General features: G+C 65.3%; 18 protein-coding genes. 11 read left to right on the forward strand and 7 right to left on the reverse strand.

All coding sequences use genetic code 11. The annotated features are described in order from the left end of the window. Positions 1 to 45: 45 nt before the first annotated feature. The 4 genes from folD to AC3WW4_RS10265 all read left to right on the forward strand — a co-directional run bounded on the left by folD (position 46) and on the right by AC3WW4_RS10265 (position 5,025). A complete protein-coding gene (gene folD, locus AC3WW4_RS10250; RefSeq protein ID WP_488828340.1) occupies positions 46 to 906 on the forward strand; it encodes a bifunctional methylenetetrahydrofolate dehydrogenase/methenyltetrahydrofolate cyclohydrolase FolD in 861 nt (286 codons plus the stop codon). Positions 907 to 1,032: 126 nt separating this feature from the next. Further along, a complete protein-coding gene (locus AC3WW4_RS10255) occupies positions 1,033 to 3,084 on the forward strand; it encodes a M3 family metallopeptidase (RefSeq protein ID WP_488828342.1) in 2,052 nt (683 codons plus the stop codon). A gap of 33 nt (positions 3,085 to 3,117) precedes the next feature. Then, on the forward strand, positions 3,118 to 3,735 hold the full coding sequence (locus AC3WW4_RS10260) for a glutaredoxin family protein (RefSeq protein ID WP_488828344.1): 618 nt from the start codon (positions 3,118 to 3,120) through the stop codon (positions 3,733 to 3,735). Positions 3,736 to 3,738: 3 nt separating this feature from the next. Further along, complete coding sequence (locus AC3WW4_RS10265) at positions 3,739 to 5,025, forward strand: TIGR03862 family flavoprotein (RefSeq protein WP_488828345.1); 1,287 nt, start codon at positions 3,739 to 3,741, stop codon at positions 5,023 to 5,025. Here AC3WW4_RS10265 and AC3WW4_RS10270 read toward each other — a convergent pair. From AC3WW4_RS10270 to AC3WW4_RS10285, 4 genes are all read right to left on the reverse strand, one after another. Then, positions 5,022 to 5,630, reverse strand: a complete 609-nt coding sequence (locus AC3WW4_RS10270; RefSeq protein ID WP_488828346.1) for a rhomboid family intramembrane serine protease — start codon at positions 5,628 to 5,630, stop codon at positions 5,022 to 5,024. The two genes, AC3WW4_RS10265 and AC3WW4_RS10270, sit on opposite strands and share 4 nt — an antisense overlap. Further along, positions 5,623 to 6,336, reverse strand: a complete 714-nt coding sequence (locus AC3WW4_RS10275) for a YebC/PmpR family DNA-binding transcriptional regulator (protein WP_488828347.1) — start codon at positions 6,334 to 6,336, stop codon at positions 5,623 to 5,625. The genes AC3WW4_RS10270 and AC3WW4_RS10275 overlap by 8 nt, the downstream gene beginning before the upstream one ends. Positions 6,337 to 6,352: 16 nt before the next feature. Further along, positions 6,353 to 7,024: a ribose-5-phosphate isomerase RpiA gene (gene rpiA / locus AC3WW4_RS10280; protein WP_488829727.1), complete on the reverse strand. Its 672-nt coding sequence runs from the start codon at positions 7,022 to 7,024 to the stop codon at positions 6,353 to 6,355. A 68-nt stretch (positions 7,025 to 7,092) separates the two neighbouring features. Further along, positions 7,093 to 7,851, reverse strand: a complete 759-nt coding sequence (locus AC3WW4_RS10285) for an acetyltransferase domain-containing protein (protein WP_488828348.1) — start codon at positions 7,849 to 7,851, stop codon at positions 7,093 to 7,095. Between the two features lie 116 nt (positions 7,852 to 7,967). Between AC3WW4_RS10285 and AC3WW4_RS10290 the strand changes: the two genes are divergently transcribed. Further along, positions 7,968 to 9,944: a peptidase U32 family protein gene (locus AC3WW4_RS10290; protein WP_488828349.1), complete on the forward strand. Its 1,977-nt coding sequence runs from the start codon at positions 7,968 to 7,970 to the stop codon at positions 9,942 to 9,944. Between the two features lie 16 nt (positions 9,945 to 9,960). Here AC3WW4_RS10290 and AC3WW4_RS10295 read toward each other — a convergent pair whose 3' ends face one another. Then, on the reverse strand, positions 9,961 to 10,359 hold the full coding sequence (locus tag AC3WW4_RS10295; protein ID WP_488828351.1) for a translational machinery protein: 399 nt from the start codon (positions 10,357 to 10,359) through the stop codon (positions 9,961 to 9,963). A 144-nt stretch (positions 10,360 to 10,503) separates the two neighbouring features. Between AC3WW4_RS10295 and AC3WW4_RS10300 the strand changes: the two genes are divergently transcribed. Genes AC3WW4_RS10300 through AC3WW4_RS10315 form a run of 4 tightly spaced genes read left to right on the forward strand, consistent with a single transcriptional unit; the run spans position 10,504 to position 14,345 of the window. Further along, positions 10,504 to 11,415, forward strand: coding sequence for a UDP-2,3-diacylglucosamine diphosphatase (locus tag AC3WW4_RS10300; RefSeq protein ID WP_488829728.1), 912 nt, complete (start codon positions 10,504 to 10,506; stop codon positions 11,413 to 11,415). A gap of 48 nt (positions 11,416 to 11,463) precedes the next feature. Then, positions 11,464 to 11,778: a DUF2322 family protein gene (locus AC3WW4_RS10305; RefSeq protein ID WP_488828353.1), complete on the forward strand. Its 315-nt coding sequence runs from the start codon at positions 11,464 to 11,466 to the stop codon at positions 11,776 to 11,778. 51 nt (positions 11,779 to 11,829) lie between these two features. Next, on the forward strand, positions 11,830 to 13,437 hold the full coding sequence (locus AC3WW4_RS10310; RefSeq protein WP_488828354.1) for a thymidine phosphorylase family protein: 1,608 nt from the start codon (positions 11,830 to 11,832) through the stop codon (positions 13,435 to 13,437). Continuing rightward, on the forward strand, positions 13,437 to 14,345 hold the full coding sequence (locus tag AC3WW4_RS10315) for a ribose-phosphate diphosphokinase (RefSeq protein WP_488828355.1): 909 nt from the start codon (positions 13,437 to 13,439) through the stop codon (positions 14,343 to 14,345). Before AC3WW4_RS10310 ends, AC3WW4_RS10315 begins: the two co-directional genes overlap by 1 nt. On the opposite strand, the gene AC3WW4_RS10320 is transcribed toward AC3WW4_RS10315, so the two are convergent. Beyond that, positions 14,333 to 15,466, reverse strand: coding sequence for a DUF898 family protein (locus AC3WW4_RS10320; protein WP_488828356.1), 1,134 nt, complete (start codon positions 15,464 to 15,466; stop codon positions 14,333 to 14,335). The two genes, AC3WW4_RS10315 and AC3WW4_RS10320, sit on opposite strands and share 13 nt — an antisense overlap. A 155-nt stretch (positions 15,467 to 15,621) precedes the next feature. Between AC3WW4_RS10320 and AC3WW4_RS10325 the strand changes: the two genes are divergently transcribed. Further along, entirely contained in the window at positions 15,622 to 17,145 is a 1,524-nt protein-coding gene (locus tag AC3WW4_RS10325) for an alpha/beta hydrolase domain-containing protein (RefSeq protein WP_488828357.1), read from the forward strand. A 37-nt stretch (positions 17,146 to 17,182) separates the two neighbouring features. Here AC3WW4_RS10325 and purL read toward each other — a convergent pair whose 3' ends face one another. Next, the gene (gene purL / locus AC3WW4_RS10330; protein WP_488829729.1) at positions 17,183 to 21,205 is read right to left on the reverse strand and encodes a phosphoribosylformylglycinamidine synthase; all 4,023 of its coding nucleotides are present in this window, start codon (positions 21,203 to 21,205) and stop codon (positions 17,183 to 17,185) included. A gap of 187 nt (positions 21,206 to 21,392) precedes the next feature. Between purL and map the strand changes: the two genes are divergently transcribed. Beyond that, positions 21,393 to 22,235, forward strand: a complete 843-nt coding sequence (gene map / locus AC3WW4_RS10335; RefSeq protein ID WP_488828359.1) for a type I methionyl aminopeptidase — start codon at positions 21,393 to 21,395, stop codon at positions 22,233 to 22,235. Positions 22,236 to 22,319: the final 84 nt, after the last annotated feature.

Raw genomic sequence — 22,319 nt, forward strand, 5'->3', positions numbered from 1 at the left:
CCTTTTTCTATTGATTTTTTGATTACACACTTACCGGAGCAGCCCATGACCGCCCAACTCATCGACGGCAACGCCCTGTCCAAACAACTGCGCCTGCAAGTGGCGCAACGCGCCGCCGCGCTGCGCGAACAGGGTCACACGCCCGGCCTGGCCGTGATCCTGGTCGGCGACAACCCCGCCTCCCAGGTCTATGTGCGCAACAAGGTCAAGGCCTGCCACGAAAGCGGCCTGCATTCCGTGCTGGAACAGTACCCGGCCAGCATGACCGAGGCCGAACTGCTGGCCCGCGTCGATGCCCTGAACAACGACCCCAGCATCCACGGCATCCTGGTGCAACTGCCCCTGCCCAAGCACATCGACGACCACAAGGTCATCGAAGCCATCTCGCCCTTGAAGGACGTGGACGGTTTCCACGTCGCCAGCGCTGGCGCCCTGATGGTCGGTGAAGTCGGCTTCAAGGCCTGCACACCCTACGGCTGCATGAAGATGCTCGAGTCCATCGGCATGACCGACCTGCGCGGCAAACACGCCGTGGTCATCGGCCGCTCCAACATCGTCGGCAAGCCCATGGCCATGATGCTGCTGGCGGCCAACGCCACCGTCACGGTCACCCACAGCGGCACCGCCGATCTGGGCGCCATGACCCGCCAGGCTGACATCGTGGTCACCGCCGTGGGCAAGCGCAATGTGCTGACCGCCGACATGCTCAAGCCTGGTGCCGTCGTGATCGACGTGGGCATGAACCGCAACGACGAGGGCAAGCTCTGCGGCGACGTGGACTTCGCAGGCTGCGCGGAAGTGGCCGGCTACATCACCCCCGTACCAGGTGGGGTCGGCCCAATGACCATTACCATGTTGCTGGTCAACACCATGGAAGCAGCCGAGCGCGCTGCAGCACAGGCCTGAGCGGTCACGGCCCGGCTCATGGCCGATGTCCTCACGGGCGTCGGCCTGGCACCCGCCTTGCATTTCTGTGTTGACGCCTCATCTGTTGCACAGCCTTCACTTCGCCCGCCCTATCGCGCATCCCCCATGAGCACCAACCCACTGCTTGACACCACCGGCCTGCCTCTGTTCGATCAGATCAAGCCCGAACACGTGACACCGGCCATGGACGTGCTGCTGGCCGATGCCGAGGCTGCGCTGACCAAGGTCACCGGCCCGGACGTGCCGCCGGACTACGATGCCCTGTCCTTGCTGCTGGATGTGAGCACCGAGCGGCTCGGACGTGCCTGGGGCGCCATCGGCCACCTCAACAGCGTAGCCGACACCCCGGAAATCCGCGCTGCGTACAACGAGAACCTGCCGCGCATCACCGAGTTCTACACCCGCCTGGGCTCTGACGAGCGCCTGTACGCCAAGTACAAGGCCCTCAACGAAGCCCAAAAGGGGCTTGATCCTGAGCGTCGACTGAGCCCGGCGCGTCAGCGTGCCCTCGACCTGGCGCTGCGCGGCTTCGTGCTGGGTGGGGCCGAGTTGCAGGGCGAAGCCAAGGCGCGTTTTGCGGCCATCCAGGAGGAGCATGCGGCCAAGTCGCAGGCTTTCTCCGAGCACGTGATGGACGCCACCGATGCGTACAGCTACTTCGCACAGGCCGATGAGCTGGCGGGCGTGCCCGAAGACGTGCTCAATGCCACCCGCGCTGCTGCCGAAGCCGAAGGCAAGGCAGGCCACAAGCTGACCCTGCACATGCCCTGCTACCTGCCGGTCATGCAGTACGCCAGCAACCGCACCCTGCGCGAAACGCTGTACCGCGCTTACGCGACCCGCGCGAGCGAGTTCGGGCCGGCCGAGCGCGACAACACCGCTTTGATGAGCGACCTGCTGTCCCTGCGCCAGGAAGAAGCTCGCCTGCTGGGTTATGCCAACTATGCCGAAGTGTCGCTGGTACCCAAGATGGCCGACAACCCGGCCCAGGTGCTCCACTTCCTGCGCGACTTGGCCCAGCGTGCCCGCCCCTTCGCCGAGAAGGACATGGCCGAGCTGCGTGACTTTGCCCGCACCGAATGCGGCCTGACCGACCTGCAATCCTGGGATGTGGCCTACGTGAGCGAGAAGCTCAAGGAAGCTCGCTACGCCTTCAGCGACCAGGAAGTCAAACAGTACTTCACCGAGCCCACCGTGCTCAAGGGCCTGTTCGGCCTGATCGAAAAGCTGTTTGACGTGCAGATTCAGCCCGACACGGCCCCCGTCTGGCACGAGTCGGTGCGCTTCTTCCGCATTGAAAGAGCTGGCCAGCTGATTGGTCAGTTCTACCTCGACCCCTATGCCCGCACCGGCAAGCGCCCCGGCGCCTGGATGGACGACGTGCGCGGCCGCTGGACGCGCCCCGACACCCAGGGCACCCAGACCCCCGTGGCGCACCTGGTGTGCAACTTCGCCAAGGGAGTGGGCGACAAGCCCGCCCTGCTCACCCACGACGACGTCACCACCCTGTTCCACGAGTTCGGCCACGGCCTGCATCACATGCTGACCCAGGTGAACGACATCGGCGTCTCCGGCATCAGCGGCGTGGAGTGGGATGCGGTCGAGCTGCCCAGCCAGTTCATGGAAAACTTCTGCTGGGAGTGGGACGTGGTCCAGCAGCTCACCAGCCATGTCGATACCGGCGCGCACCTGCCTCGCGTCCTGTTCGACAAGATGGTCGCTGCCAAGAACTTCCAGAGCGGCATGCAGACCCTGCGCCAGATCGAGTTCTCGCTGTTCGACATGCGCCTGCACGCCGAACCGGGTGCAGACGCCAATGTCCAGAAGGTGGTCGACGAGGTGCGTGCGGAAGTGGCCGTCAACATCCCGCCCGAGTTCAACCGCTTTCAGCACAGCTTTTCACACATCTTTGCGGGCGGCTACGCGGCGGGCTATTACAGCTACAAGTGGGCTGAGGTACTCTCTGCGGATGCGTACGCCGCTTTCGAGGAAGCCGCGACCGCCGAATCCGGGGTGTTGAGCGCCGAAGTCGGTCGTCGTTACCGCGAAACCATTCTCGAGGCGGGCGGCAGCCGTTCGGCCATGGAGAACTTCAAGGCCTTCCGTGGCCGCGAACCGAGCATCGACGCCTTGCTGCGTCATCAAGGCATGAGTTGAGTTGACCACCTATTGAGGGTGAGGGAGTCGAAAATGAACCGCGTTGTGGTGAGTGCATTGGTCAGCGGATTGCTCTGTGCGGGCGTGTCATCGCCGGCCCTGGCGCAGTACAAGGTGGTCGGCCCCGATGGCCGCGTCACCTACACCGACCGCCCCCCGGTCGATCGACCGTCGCAGGCGGTCAAATCCTCAGGCGCTGCGGCCGATAATGCCGCCCTGCCCTATGCACTGCGCAGCGTGGTGGCACGCTACCCGGTCACGCTGTACACCAGCACCGCCTGCTCTGCCTGCGATGCAGGTCGGGCTTTACTCAAGGCGCGCGGCGTGCCTTTCACCGAGAAAACCGTGACCACCTCGGATGATGCCCGCGCCTTGCAAAGCCGAGAGGGCACCAACCAGGTTCCGGTGGTGCGCATCGGCAGCAAACAGATCGCAGGCTACGAACAAGGCGAGTGGACGTCTTACCTCGACGCCGCCGGTTACCCCAGCCAGTCCGCGCTGCCACCCACGTATCGCCAGCCGGCTGCCACGCCGCTGGCACCTGCGGCTGCGCCCAAATCCGAACCCGAGGCTGGCAAGCTCCCGCCCCCTCAGTTCAACTCCGAGCCTGGCAACCCTGCCGGCAATGCCCCTCCCGGTTTTCGTTTCTGACCCTTGAACTCTCCTGACTCTCCGGCTGGCGGCACCGCCGTCCAGCCCGCCGTTGCCATCATCGGCGGCGGCCCGGCCGGCCTCATGGCCGCCGAAGTGCTGTCCGCCCATGGCGTGCCGGTTGACCTGTATGACAGCATGCCCTCGGTCGGCCGCAAGTTCCTGCTGGCGGGCCGTGGCGGCCTGAACCTGACGCACGCCGAAGTGCTGCCGCGCTTTGTCAGCCGCTTTGCCGAGCGCGAGTCTCAACTGGCGCCCCTGATCGACGCTTTCACGCCAGACGATTTGCGTGCCTGGGCCCAAGGCCTGGGCATCAGCACGTTCGTGGGCACGTCCCAACGGGTGTTTCCGACCGACATGAAGGCCGCGCCGCTGCTGCGTGCCTGGCTGCACTGCCTGCGCGAGGCTGGCGTGCGCTTTCACATGCGCCATCGCTGGCTGGGCTGGGATGAGACCGGATCGCTGCGCTTCCACACACCCAGCGGTGAGCTGACTGTGCCCCCACCTCGGGCCACGGTGCTGGCCCTGGGCGGCGGCAGCTGGTCACGCCTGGGTTCGGACGGTGCGTGGTGGCCCTGGCTGCAGGCTCGGGGTGTGGACGTGGCACCCTTGCAAGCAGCCAATTGCGGCTTTGACGTGGCCGCCACCGGCCCAGACCGCACGGGTTGGAGTGATTTCCTGCGCCAGAAGTTTGCCGGACAACCCATCAAGCCCGTGGCGCTGCAGTTCACCGACCGGAACGGCCGCACCCACCGCCAGCAGGGCGAGTTCGTCCTGACGGACACGGGGGTGGAAGGGAGTCTGATCTATGCATTCTCCGCCGCCATCCGCGACCAGATTGCGGCGCAGGGCCATGCCACGGTCTACCTCGACCTGCTGCCTTCGCACACACCCGAGCAGGTGCTGGCGGAGACCTCCCGCGCCCGCGGGCCGCGCAGCCTCTCGACCCACCTGAAGAGCCGCCTGGGTGTTCAGGGCCTGAAAATGGCGCTGCTGCATGAGGTTCTGAGCCCCGCACAATTGACCGACCCGGCTCAACTGGCGCAGGCGCTCAAAGCCTTGCCGATCACCCTGAAGGCGCCACGCCCCATCGACGAAGCCATCAGCACCGCAGGCGGCGTGCGCTTCGAAGACATGAATGCGCAGTTGATGCTCAACCGCCTGCCCGGCGTGTTCTGCGCCGGCGAGATGCTGGACTGGGAAGCCCCTACCGGCGGCTATCTGCTCACGGCGTCGATGGCGACCGGTCGCCAGGCAGCGCAGGGTGTGATCGCGTACCTGGCGGTTTAACCCGCGAAGCGCTCCCACGCCGATCCGAACAAGCCGGGTTCGGTGAGCGCCACGAACACGAGTCCGGCCACGGCGCCCGCCAAATGGGCGTCATGGTTGATCCGCCCACGGTTCTGCTTCGACGCATACATGCTGTAGGCGATGTAACCCACCGCGAACAGTGGCGCCGGAATCGGCACCGGGATGGGCATGATGAAGAGCGAGGCCGAGGGGAAGTACACGATGGACGCAAACAGCACCGCCAGCACCGCCCCCGAGGCCCCCAGGCAACGATAGCCGGGGTCGTTGCGGTGCTGGACATAGGTGCCCGCGCCACTGACCAGCAAGCCGAAGGCATACAGCGCCACGAAGCTTGCGGTGCCCATCACAGGCTCCAACGGAAACGCGAAGGCCCACAGCGTGAACATGTTGAACAGCAGGTGGGGCACGTCGGCGTGCAAAAAACCGCTGCTGACCACCGTCACGTACTGGCGCTGCCTGAAGAACCAATACGGACGAAACAGGTGTCGCTCGATCATCTCTGGCGAGCGATACAGCCCGAACAGGCTGACGCACACGTTGATGACGAGGATGAGCGCCGCCGCCGGGGCGTCGAGGTCAAGCATTCAGGCCAGCGAAGACGTTCTGCACGTCCTCGTTGTCATCGAGCGCAGCCAGGAAGGCTTCGACCTCTTCCAGGGCCTCGGCGCTCAGGCTGGCGGCATCCACGGGGTTCTTGGGTCGGTAACCCAGCTTGGCCGTCAGCACCCGAAAGCCCTGGGCTGGCAGCGCCCGGCTGACCAGGTCCAAATCCGTCGGGTCGGTCCAGAACAGCACAGTGCCATCCTCATCGGCCGGCTCCACGTCCTGCGCACCGGCCTCGATGGCCGCCAACTCTACATCGGCGCCGGCGGTCGCCGCTTCCGCTTCGATGATGCCCACGTGGTCAAAATCCCAGGCCACCGAGCCCGATGTACCCAGCTGGCCCTTGCGGAACAGCACGCGCATGTCCGATGCAGCGCGGTTCACGTTATCGGTCAGGCACTCCACCATCACCGGCACGCGATGCGGGGCAAAGCCCTCGTAGACCACGTGCTCGAAGTGCACCGCCTCACCCGTCAAGCCGGCGCCCTTCTTGATGGCGCGCTCCAGGGTGTCCTTGGGCATGGACACCTTGCGGGCCTGCTCCACCACCAGACGCAAGCGCGCGTTGGCGGCCGGGTCCGCACCGTGGCGAGCGGCCACCATGATGTCTTTGGCCAACTTGCCGAACAGCCTGCCCTTGGCATTGGCTGCGACGTCCTTGTGCTTTGCTTTCCACTGTGCGCCCATGTCGGCTGCTCCTGAATCAGAATGTCAAGGTCTTGACGCCTTGCGAGGTGCCCAGCAGGCACACGCCCGCCTTGTTGCGTGCGAACACGCCCACAGTCACGACGCCCGGGATCTGGTTGATGTCGGACTCGAACTGTGCCGGGGCGGTGATCCGCAGCCCGGTCACGTCGACGATGAGGTTGCCGTTGTCGGTGGTGACGCCTTCACGCACCTTGCCCGTGCCACCCAGTTTGGCAAACGCACGGATCACCTGCGCGGCGGCCATCGGGATCACTTCGACGGGCAGCGGGAACTTGCCCAGCGCATCGACCAGCTTGGACTCGTCGGCGATGCAGACGAACTGCTCTGCCAGGTCGGCCACGATCTTTTCGCGGGTCAGCGCCGCGCCACCGCCCTTGACCATGTGGCCGGCGTGGTCGATCTCGTCTGCGCCGTCGATGTAAACGCCCAGCGAGGTCACGGTTTCAGCTGGCAGGACCTGAATGCCCAGCGCTTCCAGGCGCTGTGTGCTGCGCACCGAGCTGGAGACGGCACCGGCCACACGCTTAGGGTCGGCTTTCAGCGCCTCGCCCAACGCGTCGATGAACTTGTCGACGGTCGAGCCCGTGCCCACGCCCACGATGCTGCCGGGCTTCACGTAGTCCAGGGCCGCGCGGCCCACCAGGGTTTTCAGTTCGTCTTGGGTCATGGCCATGTCGGTCTTCTCTTGAGAGGCTTTGGGGTGCATTGCGGTGCGTTCGGCGTGACGCGCGGCGGTCAGAAAGGCCGCCCCGTCAGCATCATCCACGCCAGCAGGCCTCCGATCAGCACCGGCTGATGCACCATGTAAAAAGTCAGGCTCCAGCGGCCCAGCAGGCTCAATCCCTGCCTGATGCGCGGCCACCAGGGCACGAAGCCGATATTGTCGCCCGAAGCCACCGCTGGCGACGTCATCCACTGCGGTCGGCGTGACAAGATCGACTGGGTGGCGGCCATGCCCCACCACATCACGCCCAGCCAGGGCAGCACCGGCACATAGTCTTCAGTGACGGGTTTGTGGGTGACCAGGCCCACCCAGTTGCTCAGGCGCGTGTCGAAAAACGGGTGCTGGATGAGCTGCGGCAGGCACACCACCAGCAAGCCCAGCGGCCACAGCCAGCCGCGCAGGGGCGCACTCACGCGGGCCACGATCAGCATCATCGCCATGCCGTGCAGCACGCCAAACGAGATGTAGCTGCGCGGGAACATGAACCAGCTGCCCAGGCTGACCAGCAGCGCACAGCCCAGCACCTGGGCCCAGCGGCGCCCAAAACGCGCCCAGCTTTGCCTCTGCGACGTGGCCACCGCCTGCCCGGCGCCAGCGCACAGCAAAAACAGCGACAAGATCAAGGTACGCTGCGTGGTCCAGAGCGCGTCCTGGTAGAAATTGGCGTCCAGCAGGCGATAGGTGCTCAGGTCAAAGCAGAAATGGAACACCGCCATCCACACCAGCGCAAAGCCGCGCAAGGCGTCCAGCCGGTCGTAGCGGCATGCCACAGGGGCGGAAGGTGCGCCGGAATCCCGACTGTGAGGGGGTGTTGATGTGGGGATATGAGCTTTTCGCGCGCGCATGGCGATAGTATCGGCGGTTTGCTCTTTGGATCGCGTCACCCATGCTCCTCGCCGCCCGCCACCCCCTTGAATTGCTCGCGCCCGCCAAGACCGCCGACATCGGCATCGAGGCCATCAACCACGGCGCCGATGCCATCTACATCGGTGGGCCGTCGTTCGGGGCGCGCGCCAACGCCAGCAATTCGGTGCAGGACATCGCGCGCCTGGCGCAGCACGCCCATCGCTACCACGCCAAGGTGTTCGCCACGCTCAACACCATCTTGCGTGACGACGAGCTGGAAGGCGCCCGCAAGCAGATCTGGGAGCTGTACGACGCCGGGGTGGACGCGCTGATCGTGCAGGACATGGGCCTGCTGGAACTCGACCTGCCCCCGATCCAGTTGCACGCGTCCACGCAAACCGACATCCGCACGGTCGAAAAAGCCAAGTTCCTGCAAAACGTCGGCTTCAGCCAGATCGTGCTGGCGCGCGAGTTGAACCTGAAACAGATCCGCGACATCGCGGTCAACACCCACTGCGCCATCGAGTTTTTCATCCACGGTGCGCTGTGCGTGGCCTACAGCGGCCAGTGCTTCATCAGCCACGCCCACACCGGCCGCAGCGCCAACCGCGGCGACTGCTCGCAAGCCTGCCGCCTGCCTTACAACGTGACCGACAGCAGCGGCCAGATGGTCGCGTTCGAGCAGCACGTGCTGTCCATGAAGGACAATGACCAGAGCGCCAACCTGGAGGCCCTGATCGACGCGGGCGTGAGCTCCTTCAAGATCGAAGGGCGCTACAAGGACATGGGCTATGTGAAGAACCTCACCGCCCATTACCGCATGCTGCTCGACGAGATCCTCGAGGCACGCCCCGAGCTGTCTCGCGCCTCGTCGGGCGAAAACACCTTCTTCTTCCAGCCCGACCCCGAGCGCAACTTCAACCGCGGCAGCACCGATTACTTCGTGACCGGCCGCAAGGAAGACATCGGGGCGTTCGAAAGCCCCAAGTACCTGGGTCTGCCCGTCGGCGAAGTGGCCAAGGTGGGCGACAAGTGGTTTGACGTAGCCATTGACGACGAGGCCGTGCGCGAAGCAGGCGGCATCCACAACGGGGACGGCCTGAACTACCTGACCCTGACCAAGGACATCGTGGGCGTGCAGGTCAACACCGCCGAGCCCGTGGGCAAGGCCGGCCGCCTGTGGCGCGTCTTCCCCAATGAAGACATCGTCGCCCTGGCCGACCTCAAGCCCGGTGTGGCCATCAACCGCAACCGCGATCACGCCTGGGAAAACCTGCTGTCCAAGAAGTCGGCCGAGCGCCGCATCGGCGTCTGGCTGGCCTTGAGCGACACGCCCGATGGCCTGACGCTGACCGTGACCGATGAAGACGGCTGCGTGGGCAGCGCCTCGGCGAGCTGCGAGAAGCAAGCACCTCAAGATGCCACCCAGGCCGAAGCCAGCCTGCGTGACAACCTGGGCAAACTGGGCAACACGATCTTCTCGGTGAACGACGTCAGCCTGAGCACCAGCCAACCCTGGTTCGTGCCCGCCTCGGTGATCAAGCACCTGCGCCGCGATGCCGTCGAGTCCCTGGAAGCCGCACGCGCCGCCGCCTACCAGCGCCCGCAGCCCGGCACACCCGTCGAGCCCCCCGTGGCCTACCCGGAAGACACGCTCAGCTACCTGGCCAACGTCTTCAACCACAAGGCTCGCGACTTCTACGCCAAGCACGGCGTGAAGGTGATCGAGGCTGCGTACGAAAGCCAGGAAGAGCTGGGCGACGTCAGCCTGATGATCACCAAGCACTGCGTGCGCTTCTCGCTGAGCCTGTGCCCCAAGCAGGCCAAGGGCGTGACCGGCGTGCAAGGCACGGTGCGGGCCGAGCCGCTGCAACTGATCAACGGCAAGGAAAAGCTCACCCTTCGCTTTGACTGCAAGCCTTGCGAGATGCACGTGGTCGGCAAGATCAAGAAATCAGTGCTCAACCAAGTTCCGGCCGCGCCTGTGCAGTTTTACAAGAACCGCCCGGCCGCCTGACTCTGCCCTTGATCGCTTAGAGCATCCTGTCCTTCGCCACGAAGTACTTGCGCGCGTAGGCCACCAGCTGAGCATCGCTGGGGTGATCGACCGTCTCGACCCCAATGATCTTCTTGGCAATCAAGGGATCATGCGAGGTCGCATGCTTGATCAGTACCAATTTGGCCTGCCCTGGCCCTACCACGAGGATCTCCTGTGCCCCACTCACGGCCTCGATCACCTCGTGGTAGTAGGCCTGCTCCTCGGGCTCCCGACCGCTACCCACCGCATCGTCATGGGTCAACCCACGCCGATGGTGCAGGTGACGGTGCGGTTGACTGGGATAAACCACCGATTTCTCTACATCATCCGGAGCAATGTGCATGACATGTGCCTCCGCATGATCGAGCCAGACCACAGCATGGTAATGGGACATGGTGCTCTCCTTGCATGATTCGGTAGCCCACAGCCTAACGCAACGTCCTCGTGCTGAACAGCCCTGATCAAGTCCGGCGCAACCGCCATAGCATGTCATCCTGGCGTCGCCATGCTGTCACAGAGCGCACTCACCATGGCTTGCATGCGCGCCTGGATCAACGCCCCTCTGCTGCGAGACTTCACCGCCAACGGCCTGGGTGCCGGACCGGGGTCAGCCTCGCCGCCATCGCGTCAGACCACACCCGACAAACGATACCGCGTGCGGTCGGTCTGGATCTCGGACGTTCACCTCGGCACCCCGGGCTGTCAGGCCGATGCCCTGCTCGACTTCCTGCGTCGCGTCGAGTGCGACACCCTCTACCTCGTGGGCGACATCATCGACGGCTGGCAACTGCGTCGCACTTGGTACTGGCCGCAGGCGCACAACGACGTGATCCAAAAGATCCTGCGCAAGGCCCGCAAAGGCACCCGCGTGGTCTACATCCCTGGCAACCACGACGAATTTGCCCGCACCTACCTCGACCATGCCTTTGGCGGCGTCGAACTGGCCGAAGAGTGCCTTCACACCACCGCCGATGGCCGCAAGCTCTGGGTCACCCACGGCGATCTGTATGACGGCGTGATCCAGTGCGCCCGTTGGCTGGCGCTGCTGGGTGACTCGCTCTATGAGTTCACGCTCAAGCTCAACCGGCACCTCAATTCCTGGCGAGCCCGGGCCGGCCTGCCTTACTGGTCGCTGTCCAAATACCTCAAGCTCAAGGTCAAGCGCGCGGTCAGTTATGTGGCCGACTTTGAACAGGCCCTGGCGCGTGAGGCACACAAGCGGGGCGCCCATGGCGTGGTGTGCGGTCACATCCACCACGCCGAGATCCGGTCCATCAATGACATCCTCTACTGCAACGACGGCGACTGGGTGGAAAGCCTCACAGCCCTCGTCGAGCACAGCGATGGTCGGCTCGACATCGTGCACTGGGGAGAGGTGATGGCCGGTGACGACTCGGCCTTGTCAGCTTGTCAACTGCCTGAACAGGCCGAGGCGACTGCGGCACAATAGCGCCCGTTTCGCGCGGCCCACCGGGCCGCCGCCTTGCTGGAGCACTCCATGGCCTTCGCCGACAACCTCAAACAACTTCCCGCCATCAACCACCTGGCCGCCCTCGAACTGATTGACGCCGCAGGCCATGTGGTCGCCACCATCGAGAACAAGCGTGGCAAGGCCGGCTCGCTGGCCGTGTACGCGGCCCTGGCCGCCAAGCACGGCAGCCTCACCGCCGCCGCCGCAGAAGAGGGCCTGGTCATCTTTGCCGAGCACACCGAGGACGCCCGCGCCAACCCCGGCAAGCACCCCAACATCGACCGCCTGCTGGACATCATCGCCTCGGGCCAGGGCTTCACCTGCAAGCTGATCGCAGCCTGAAACACCGCTCTTCATGGGAGTACGATGTCAGAAACGACATCGCTGACTCCCATGACGCCTGACGAAGTTCCTGTCACTGCCCCGCCCACGTCCCCCGCTGCCCAGGCAGCCGAGTCCACGCCGCCGCTGCTGAGCCTGAAGCGGGTGGCCATCGACACCTACCGTGAGAACGTGGCCTACATGCACCGCGACTGCGCGGTCTACCGGGTCGAAGGTTTTCAGGCCCTGTCCAAGGTCGAGATCACGGCCAATGGCCATCGCATCCTGGCAACGCTGAACGTGGTGGACGACACCTGCATCGTCGACCGCGATCAACTGGGCCTGTCTGAAGACGCTTTTGCCCAACTGGGACTGGCCGAAGGTCACCCCACCCGCGTCAACCAGGCCGAACCACCCTCCTCCATTCCCGCGCTGCACCGCAAGATCGCCGGTGAGCGCCTGGGGCACGACGACTATCACGACATCGTGCGTGACATCACCGAGCATCGCTACTCCAAAATCGAGTTGACAGCGTTCGTGGTGGCCTGCAACCAAGGCGAACTCGACCGCGAAGAGGTCTACAGCCTCACCGATGCGATGGCGTCCATGGGCCGCCGCCTGGACTGGCATGCGCACCCGGTGGTCGACAAGCATTGCATTGGCGGCATTCCGGGCAACCGCACCTCCATGCTGGTGGTGCCCATCGTAGCGGCCCACGGCATGCTCTGCCCGAAAACCTCGTCACGGGCCATCACCTCGCCCGCCGGCACCGCCGACACGATGGAAGTGCTGGCCAACGTCGAACCCAGTTTCGAGCGCCTGAGCGAAATCGTGCGCGAGCACCGTGGCTGCCTGACCTGGGGCGGCACCTCCGACCTGTCGCCTGCCGACGATGTGCTGATCTCGGTCGAGCGCCCCCTGTCCATCGACTCTCCGGGGCAGATGGTTGCCTCCATCCTGTCAAAGAAGGTGGCTGCCGGCTCCTCCCACCTGCTGCTCGACATCCCTGTGGGTGCCACGGCCAAGGTGCGCACCATCCCGGATGCGCAACGCCTGCGCAAGCTGTTCGAATTCGTGGCCAAGCGCATGGGCCTGACGATCGACGTGGTGATCACCGACGGCCGCCAGCCCATTGGCAACGGCATCGGCCCCGTCCTCGAAGCGCGTGACGTGATGTGGGTGCTGGCCAACGACCCGCGTGCGCCTCATGACCTGCGCCAGAAATCGCTGCGCCTGGCTGGACGCATCCTGGAGTTCGATCCCGACGTGCGTGGCGGCGATGGCTATGCCATCGCACGCGACATCCTCGAATCGGGCCGCGCCATGGCCAAGATGCGCGCCATCATCGACGCGCAAGGCCACAAGCCCTTCGACCCTGATCACCCTGACCTGGCACCGCTGAACTTCGAGGTGCTGGCCAAGCGCGACGGCATCGTCTCGGGCATCGACAACCAGCAGGTGGCACGGCTGGCACGGCTGGCCGGTGCGCCCAAGGTGCAGGGCGCAGGAGTTGACCTGCTGTTCAAACTGGGCGACACCGTCAAGGAAGGCCAGCCGCTGTACCGCGTCTACGCCGCCTACCCGTCCGACCTCGAATTTGCCCGCCAGGCCAGCGAGCGTAACGCCGGCTACTACCTGGGCGAAGCCGGTGCCGAAACCCGCCAGATCGTGGAGTTCTGATGTCTGCCTTGCTGCTGTATTTTGAAGACGAACAGGTGCCCGCCCTGCGTCTGGCCAAGGCCTGCGGGCTCGCTGCGGCATGCGTGGAACGTCACCGTTTTCCCGACGAAGAACTGCGCCTGAAGCTCCCCGTCAATGCCGAGGGGCAACTGCCTGAGCTGGTGGTGATCTACCGCAGCCTCGACCGTCCCAACGACAAACTGGTCGAGTTGCTCCTGGTGAGCCGTGAAGCCCGCCGTCTCGGGACTCGGCAGGTGCTGCTGGTGGCCCCTTACCTGGCCTACATGCGCCAGGACATGGCCTTCCACCCGGGTGAAATCGTGAGCCAGCAGATCATCGGCCACTTCCTGTCCGAACTGATGGACGGCCTGATCACGGTCGACCCGCACCTGCACCGCATCAGCCGGCTGGACGAGGCCTTCCCGGGCCCCTACGCCATCAGCCTGTCGGGCGCCCCGATGCTCGCTCGCCTGATCGCACAAGAACGCCCCCAGGCCCTGTTGATGGGGCCGGATGCTGAATCGGCTCAGTGGATTGCCACGGCCGCTGCAGCCTGCGGCTTCGATCACGGCGTGTGTACCAAGGTGCGCCATGGCGACCACGACGTGCGCATCACCCTGCCCGCCGATGTCTCGGTGAAGGACCGCCACGTGGTCCTGCTCGACGATGTGGCCAGTTCCGGGCGGACGCTCGTGGAAGCCAGCAAGCTGCTGCGGGCCGCCGGCGCACGCTCGGTGGACGTCGCCGTGACCCACGCGCTGTTTGCTGCCGATGCGCTCGACGTGATCCGCGCTGCCGGCGTGGCTCACATCTGGAGCACGGACTGCATCGTGCACCCGAGCAACGCCATCCAGATGGCGCCCGAGCTGGCGCAAGCGGTTCAGACCTGGCTGCGTCAGCGCACCTGAGGCGCCTGCAGAGCCTCATCCGCCCCGCCCAACAGCCCCGGCCGCACCCACACCGCCACAGAGTGCAGGCGCAAGCGTGCCTCGGCCATGGCGGCCACCGGGTAGTACCAGCCCAGCGTGGCCACCACCCACAGCCAGTTGCGCGCGCTCAAGCGCAAGAGCGCGTGCATGGGCACCTGGCTTTCAAAACGCAGAGCCTCATGCGCCGTGCTCGACCACAATCGGTTCTGCAAGCTGGCGCCCAGATAGGGATACGGCAAAGCCATCATCCAGGCCAGGCCCATGAACAAACCGGGCAGCAGCACCAAGGCCATACTGAAGCTCGCCACACCATCCGTCCCGGCACGTGTCAACAAGGCACGCATCTCCCACCCGGTCCACTCTGACAAGAGCCAGGTCAGGGGCAACACCAGCAACACACAGGCCAGCCACGCCAGCAGCCCCGTTCGCAAGCTGAGCCCCAGCGACTGACCATGGTTCAAGTCCGGCTCGCACTGGTTGCGCAGGCTGCCCCAGACAGCGTGTCGATGCTGGTAGCGCTTGAACTGCACATACAAGAGCGGCAGGCCCACACAAAAGCCAGTCACGGCCAAGCCGCCATACAACCAGGCCAGCCCAGCTTGATCGGCCCGGGCCATCATGACCGCGCACACGGCCATCACCCCGGAAGCGATGTAGACCAGCGTGGGAACCGCCATGGCCCGCCAGGCATCACGAGGCTTCGCATCCAGGTGCAGACGTTGTCCCCGCCAGCTCGTGTGCATCAGCTGAAACGACAGGAAACCGTGCAGCATGAAAGGCAGCGCCGCCGCCATCAGCAACTGCAAGGCGGCCACGCCCATCCAGGCATACGCGCCCATTTGCGCAATGCCGTAGTACAGCACATTGAGCAGCACCATGCCCACCAGATTGCCCAGGAACATCTGCATGGGATTGGCGTGGTAGCCCAGCGCGTGGCCCGCCACCTGGGTGTGCCCGTACAGGTAGCGCAGCTTGCTGGTCAGCGCCCAAGGGAAGGACAAGCCCAGCGTGAGGCACAGCCACAGCACATTGCGTCGCCACAGCGGGCGGTAGGTGTGGGCTTCGCCCGTGAACACGACGGGATGACGGACAGACTGCATGTGGCCATTCTCGGCGCCGAGCTCCCGCGCCAGCATGCGCATCGTCGTGAAACAACCCCCGTCAAACCCCATGCCGCGCCGCGCACCGGCACGCCACAATGACGGCACAGCCGTACCCTCGATTTGCCCCATGCCCTCCAGGCCCCTTTCCTGACATGAAGCCCAGCCTGCGAGCCCTCTGGGGGTGCGGCCTCCTGTGCCTGTCGCTGCTCACGCTGCAAACCGTGACAGCGCAGACCCCGCTGATGCCCTCCCCCGAGCGGGCCTCTGCCGTCCGGAGCGGCCCAGGGCACTTGGTGCCCCCTGCCCCCCGCCTGTTGGCTGCGCCAGCGGGCACGCCGGCCACTTCCCGAGCGGTGCAATTGAGCGCCCACGCGTATGTCGAGCAGGAGTTCTTCCTGCAAGGCCAAGCCCAGCATTACCGCCCCCAGCCCGGCTGGGGCAAGAGTGGCCACTGGGATGTTCAGCCCCACGGTGCACCGCACCCCTACCTCACCCGGCTGTTGGTTCGCCGCCCGGCTGACCCGACGCGCTTCAATGGCGTGATCGTGGTCGAGTGGCTCAACACCACCCCCGGGTTCGACTTGGACGGCGGCTGGGTGCTCACCCGCGACGAGCTGATGACCAAAGGCTACGCCTGGATCGGTGTCAGCACCCAGACCGAAGGGCTGCAGGCGCTGCAGCGCCAGTCGCCCCGTTATGCCCCACTGCACCTGGCCAGCAATGAGGGCGCCCACAGCCTTTTTGGGCAGGCCGGACAAGCCATCCGCACGCACTGGCCTCAGTTGCTGGACCAGGGGGGGGACTCAGCACCGTCCCTCCCAACGGTAAGCCCTCGTCTGCTGGCCATGGGCTACTCTCAGTCGGGCTTATACCTCTACACCTACATCAACACCTTCCAACCCAGTCACCAGGTGTTCGATGGCTTCTACCTGCGCGGTCCGGCCCCACTGGCCCCAGCCGTCGACAAAGACGGTGACGACGTGTGGGCGCCGGGCTTTCGCAGCGATCTGACCGTGCCCATCATGCAAGTTCAGACCGAGGCCGAGGCCATGGTCAGCTGGCCGCTGTCACGCACGCCGGACACGACCCGCATCCGCTACTGGGAAATCAGCGGCGCCGCCCACCTGGACGCCCACCTGCAGGCCGAGTTGCCACCCATCACGCCCGGTAGCGAGCCCAGCACACCGCCCACTTGCCTGCGCCCACTCAACGAACTGCCGGCCTACATGGCCGACCAGGCGGCGCTCCATGCGCTCACGCGCTGGGTCACAGACGGGGTCGCCCCGCCCATCGCACCGCGCATGGAGCGCAACGCCCTGGGTTTCGTCCGCACGGACAAGGTGGGGCACGCGCTCGGGGGCCTGCGTCTGCCTGACATCCGTGTGCCCACCGCCCACCACGGCCAGTACAGCAACTTCAGCACCGGTTCGCTGTCGGTGCGCAGTCAGTACGCGTGCATCGCAGGTGGCAGCACCACCTCGATGGATGACGAGGCGCTGAGCACACGCTACCCCAATCAGGCGGCTTACTTGCAAGCCTACCAAGCCGCGGCCGATGAGATGCTGGCCGAGGGCTTTTTGCGTCCACGTGACCACCAGCTGTTGCTGGCGCGCGCGCAGGCCTACGCGGCCGCGCATTGGCCTGCAACATCGCCAGGAAGACAAGCCCCCCGCTGAGCCGCATCACGCGGTCAGCAGGACGGTCACGCCTGAATCAGCCCACCCACTTGCGGGCGTTGCGGAACATGCGCAGCCAGGGGCTGGCCTCGCTCTTGTCGCCGCTGGTCCAGCTCATCTGAACGTTGCGGAACACGCGCTCGGGGTGCGGCATCATGGCCGTGAAGCGGCCATCGGCCGTGGTCACTGCGGTCAGGCCACCCGGCGAGCCGTTCGGGTTAAACGGGTACACCTCGGTCGGCGCACCGGTGTTGTCCACGTAGCGCAGTGCCTGCTTGACCTTGGCCAGGTCACCGCGCTGCGAGAAGTTGGCAAAACCTTCCCCGTGCGACACGGCGATCGGCATGCGGCTGCCGGCCATGCCCTGGAAAAACAGCGACGGGCTCTCCAGCACTTCGACCAGGCTCAGGCGCGCCTCAAAGCGGGTGCTCTGGTTGTGTGTGAACTTGGGCCAGTCGTGGGCACCTGGGATGATCGGGCTCAGCGCTGCCAGCATCTGGCAGCCGTTGCACACGCCCAGCGCGAAGGTGTCGTCACGGCCAAAGAAGGCCGCAAATTGATCGGCCAGCTTCGGGTTGAACATGATCGAACGCGCCCAGCCTTCGCCGGCACCCAGGGTGTCGCCGTAGCTGAAGCCGCCGCAGGCGATGAAGCCCTGGAACTGATCCAGGCAGGCACGGCCCGACTGCAGGTCGCTCATGTGCACGTCGAAGGTGTCGAAGCCGCCTTGTGCCACGGCGTACGACATTTCCACCTGCGAGTTCACCCCCTGCTCACGCAGGATCGCCACCTTGGGGCGCGACATGTGGATGAACGGCGCAGCCACATCTTCCTTCGGGTCGAAGCTCAGGCTGACGTGCATGCCGGGGTCGGCTGCCTTGCCGATGGCCTCGTGCTCGCTGTTGGCGCAAGCGGGGTTGTCGCGCAACTGGGCGATGCGCCAGCTCACTTCATCCCAGGTCTTGTGCAGCTGTTCCACCTGGGCGGCAAACACTGGCTTGGCGTCACGCCACACTTCCAGCGTGTGCTTGGTGTTGGGCTTGCCGATGACGTGGCTGTGCTGGCTCAGGCCGTGCTCGCGCAGGGTCTGCAGGGCCGCGTCACGGTCGGCTGTGCGCACCTGCAGCACCACGCCCAGCTCTTCGTTGAACAAGGCCTTGAGTGTCAGCTCGTTGCGGCGCTCGCCAACCTGGCCCGCCCAGTTCTTCGAATCACCGAAGTCAGCGCGGCTGTCGTCCACGCCGGTGCTCTCGGTCACCAGCATGTCCACGTTCAGGCTCACGCCGGTGTTGCCGGCAAAACCCATCTCGGCCACGGTGGCCCACAGGCCGCCGTCACCGCGGTCGTGGTAGGCCAGCAGCTTGCCTTGGGCGCGCAGCGCGTTCACTGCGTTCACCGTGGCCTTGAGCATTTCGGGGTTGTCGCAGTCGGGTACTTCGTTGCCGAACTGGCCCAGCACCTGAGCCAGCATCGAGCCGCCCATGCGCTTCTTGCCTTCGCCCAGGTCGATCAGGATCAGGCTGGTGTCCAGCGCCTGGCCGTTCTCTGACGTCACCAGTTGCGGAGTCAAGGTCGAGCGCACATCGGCGATGGAGGCAAAGGCCGTCACGATCAGCGATACCGGTGCAGTGACCTGCTTGGTGGCGCCGTTGTCCGACCACTTGGTGCGCATGGACAGCGAGTCCTTGCCCACAGGGATAGACACGCCCAGCGCGGGGCACAACTCCATGCCCACCGCCTTGACGGTGTCGTACAGGGCCGCGTCTTCGCCGGCTTCTCCACAGGCGGCCATCCAGTTGGCCGACAGCTTCACGCGCGGCAGCTCGATGGGCGCAGCCAGCAGGTTGGTGATGGCTTCAGCCACCGCCATGCGGCCCGATGCGGGGGCGTTGACCGAGGCCAGCGGTGTGCGCTCGCCCATGGCCATGGCTTCACCGGCAAAGCCCTTGAAGTCGGCCAGGGTCACGGCCACGTCGGCCACGGGCACCTGCCACGGACCAACCATCTGGTCGCGGTGGTTCAGGCCACCCACGGTGCGGTCACCGATGGTGATCAAAAAGCGCTTGCTGGCCACGGTGGGGTGACGCAGCACGTCCACGGCCACCTGGTCCAGGCTCACGCCGGTCAGGTCGATCTGGCCGCCGTCCCACTGCACACGCTTGACGTCACGGTGCATCTTGGGCGGCTTGCCCAGCAGCACGTCCATCGGCATGTCGACAGGCTTGTCAGCCTGTGGCTGGGTCGTGTCTTCCAGGATCAGCTCGCAGGCCTCGGTGGCCACGCCGATCACGCCAAACGGGCAACGCTCGCGGTTGGCCATCTCGGTGAAGATGGGCAGCGACTCGGGCGCAATGGCCAGCACGTAGCGCTCCTGGCTCTCGTTGCACCAGATTTCCTTCGGTGCCATGCCGGACTCTTCCAGCGGCACCTTGCTCAGGTCGAAGCGGGCGCCCTTCTCGGCACCGTCCACCAGTTCAGGGAAAGCGTTGGAGATGCCGCCGGCGCCCACGTCGTGGATGGCCAGAATCGGGTTGTTCGCACCCAGGCCCCAGCAGTGGTTGATCACCTCTTGCGCACGGCGCTCGATTTCGGGGTTGCCACGCTGCACCGAGTCAAAGTCCAACGCTGCCGAGTTGGTGCCCGCCGCCATCGACGACGCCGCCGCGCCGGCCATGCCGATGCGCATACCCGGGCCGCCCAGCTGGATCAGCAGCGTGCCGGCGTCGAACTTGATCTTCTTGGTCTGCTCGCTGCTGATGGTGCCAATGCCACCGGCAATCATGATGGGCTTGTGATAGCCGCGACGGATCGCGTCAGCGCCCTCGCCCACCGTCTGCTCGAACACGCGGAAGTAGCCACCCAGGTTGGAGCGGCCGAACTCGTTATTGAACGCGGCGCCGCCCAGCGGGCCTTCGATCATGATCTGCAGCGGGCTGGCGATGTGCTCGGGCTTGCCGAACTGCTCGGATTCCCAGGGCTCATTGGTTCCCGGCAGGTTCAGGTTGGACACAGAGAACCCCGTCAGACCCGATTTGGGACGCGAGCCCCGGCCGGTGGCGCCTTCGTCACGGATCTCACCGCCCGCGCCGGTCGAAGCGCCGGGATACGGCGAAATCGCCGTCGGGTGGTTATGCGTTTCCACCTTCATCAGCACATGGGCCAGCTCTTCGCGGGCCTGGTATTGCGGGGCGTTGGTGTAACCGGCCGGCATCCAGCGCTCGATCTGATGGCCTTCCATCACCGACGCGTTGTCGCTGTACGCGATCACGGTGTGCTGGGGGTTGAGCTTCTCAGTGTTGCGGATCATGCCGAACATCGACAGGTCCTGCGCCTGACCGTCGATCGTGAACTCGGCGTTGAAGATCTTGTGGCGGCAATGCTCGCTGTTGGCCTGCGCAAACATCGTCAACTCGACGTCGGTCGGGTTGCGCTTCAGGCCCGTGAACGCGGTCACCAGGTACTCGATTTCGTCATCCGACAGGGCCAGGCCAAAGGTGACGTTGGCCTCTTCCAGCGCCTTGCGGCCTTGGCCCAGCACGTCCACATGCGCCATCGGGGCGCCCTGCTTCTCGTCGAACAGGTGACGAGCCTCCTCCCGGCTGGCCATCACGCTCTCGGTCATGCGGTCGTGCAACAAAGCCGCGCAAGCCTGCAGGTCCTGCGGCGTCAGCGACTTGGCGCTGCCCATCAGCGTGCCAATCACGCCGGCCTTCACGGTCAGACGGTACTCCGTCACGCGCTCGACACGGCGCACAGCCAAGCCGCAGTTGTGCGCGATGTCAGTGGCCTTCGAAGCCCAGGGCGACACGGTGCCCAGACGCGGCGCCACCACGATCAGGTCGCCGTCGGCCGGACCTTCGTAGGCGTCGCCATAGTTCAGCAGCGCAGACAGCTTGTCCAACTCCGCATGATCGAGCGACTGCTCCAGGGCCACCCAGTGCACAAAGCGCGCGTGAACGCCGGCAATGCGGGGGTTGATGGCTTGCAGCTTGGGCAGCAGGGCCTGGACTTGGTGCGGAGCCAGGGCGTTGCCGCCCTCAAAGTGCATCAGGGAGGACATCACAGGGGTGGTGCGTTCGGTCACGGCGTGGGGGCCTGGGTTGGCTTGCACGCATCTGGTGCGCACAAGCTGTCGTGAGGAAAAACGCGAATTTTACCGGGCCCACGCCGGGAATGCCGCCGCGGGGCCTTCAATCTGATGCCCTTGGCGCGACAAGCGACGCCGGAATTGCGGATAATTCTCATCCATGAGCATCACCATCAAGACAGGCGCCGAGATTGACGCCATGCGCACGGCCTGCCGTCTGGCCTCCGAGGTCCTCGACTACCTGACCCCCTTCATCAAGCCGGGCATCACCACCCGCGAGATCGACAAGCTCTCCCTGGACTACATGGTCAACGTCCAGGGCACCAAGTCGGCCACCCTGGGCTATGCCCCGCCGGGTCACATCCCCTACCCGGCCTCGCTGTGCACCTCGGTCAACGATGTGGTTTGCCACGGCATCCCCAACGACATCCCCTTGAAGGATGGCGACATCATCAACCTCGATGTCACCATCATCACCCCCGAGGGCTGGTTCGGCGACAACAGCCGCATGTTCGTGATCGGTGAAGGCACGATTGCCGCCAAGCGCCTGTGCTCGGTCACGTTCGAGGCCATGTGGAAGGGCATCGAGAAGGTCAAACCCGGCGCGCGCCTGGGCGACATCGGCCACGCCATCCAGACCTTTGCCGAAAACGCCGGCTACTCGGTGGTGCGCGAGTACTGCGGCCACGGCATCGGCCGCAAGTTCCACGAAGACCCGCAGGTGCTGCACTACGGTCGCCCCGGCACCCGTGAAGAACTCGTGCCCGGCATGATGTTCACCATCGAGCCCATGATCAACCTGGGCAAGCGCGAGATCAAGGAAGGCCGCAAGGGCAAGGGACCGTACGACGGCTGGACCATCGTGACCAAGGACCGCTCCCTGTCGGCCCAGTGGGAGCACACCGTGCTCGTCACCGAGACCGGCTACGAGGTGCTCACCCTGTCCGCCGGTAGCCCGCCGCCACCCAATTTCATCCCGGCAGCCAAAGGCACCGCCGCTTGATGCACACCGGCCCTGACGACACTTCTCGTCAGGGCCTTTTTCTTGCTTGCGTCACAGGCCTTGATCCCTTGACCCCCTTGCCCA

Source organism: Aquabacterium sp. TM01, assembly GCF_057808345.1.

What these genes read in the sequence shown, in the direction of transcription:
- folD (WP_488828340.1), top strand. Translation starts at nt 46, where the DNA reads ATGACCGCCCAACTCATCGACGGCAACGCCCTGTCCAAACAACTGCGC.
- AC3WW4_RS10255 (WP_488828342.1), top strand. Translation starts at nt 1,033, where the DNA reads ATGAGCACCAACCCACTGCTTGACACCACCGGCCTGCCTCTGTTCGAT.
- AC3WW4_RS10260 (WP_488828344.1), top strand. Translation starts at nt 3,118, where the DNA reads ATGAACCGCGTTGTGGTGAGTGCATTGGTCAGCGGATTGCTCTGTGCG.
- AC3WW4_RS10270 (WP_488828346.1), bottom strand. Translation starts at nt 5,630, where the DNA reads ATGCTTGACCTCGACGCCCCGGCGGCGGCGCTCATCCTCGTCATCAAC.
- AC3WW4_RS10275 (WP_488828347.1), bottom strand. Translation starts at nt 6,336, where the DNA reads ATGGGCGCACAGTGGAAAGCAAAGCACAAGGACGTCGCAGCCAATGCC.
- rpiA (WP_488829727.1), bottom strand. Translation starts at nt 7,024, where the DNA reads ATGACCCAAGACGAACTGAAAACCCTGGTGGGCCGCGCGGCCCTGGAC.
- AC3WW4_RS10290 (WP_488828349.1), top strand. Translation starts at nt 7,968, where the DNA reads ATGCTCCTCGCCGCCCGCCACCCCCTTGAATTGCTCGCGCCCGCCAAG.
- AC3WW4_RS10295 (WP_488828351.1), bottom strand. Translation starts at nt 10,359, where the DNA reads ATGTCCCATTACCATGCTGTGGTCTGGCTCGATCATGCGGAGGCACAT.
- AC3WW4_RS10300 (WP_488829728.1), top strand. Translation starts at nt 10,504, where the DNA reads ATGCGCGCCTGGATCAACGCCCCTCTGCTGCGAGACTTCACCGCCAAC.
- AC3WW4_RS10305 (WP_488828353.1), top strand. Translation starts at nt 11,464, where the DNA reads ATGGCCTTCGCCGACAACCTCAAACAACTTCCCGCCATCAACCACCTG.
- AC3WW4_RS10310 (WP_488828354.1), top strand. Translation starts at nt 11,830, where the DNA reads ATGACGCCTGACGAAGTTCCTGTCACTGCCCCGCCCACGTCCCCCGCT.
- AC3WW4_RS10315 (WP_488828355.1), top strand. Translation starts at nt 13,437, where the DNA reads ATGTCTGCCTTGCTGCTGTATTTTGAAGACGAACAGGTGCCCGCCCTG.
- AC3WW4_RS10320 (WP_488828356.1), bottom strand. Translation starts at nt 15,466, where the DNA reads ATGCAGTCTGTCCGTCATCCCGTCGTGTTCACGGGCGAAGCCCACACC.
- AC3WW4_RS10325 (WP_488828357.1), top strand. Translation starts at nt 15,622, where the DNA reads ATGAAGCCCAGCCTGCGAGCCCTCTGGGGGTGCGGCCTCCTGTGCCTG.
- purL (WP_488829729.1), bottom strand. Translation starts at nt 21,205, where the DNA reads ATGTCCTCCCTGATGCACTTTGAGGGCGGCAACGCCCTGGCTCCGCAC.
- map (WP_488828359.1), top strand. Translation starts at nt 21,393, where the DNA reads ATGAGCATCACCATCAAGACAGGCGCCGAGATTGACGCCATGCGCACG.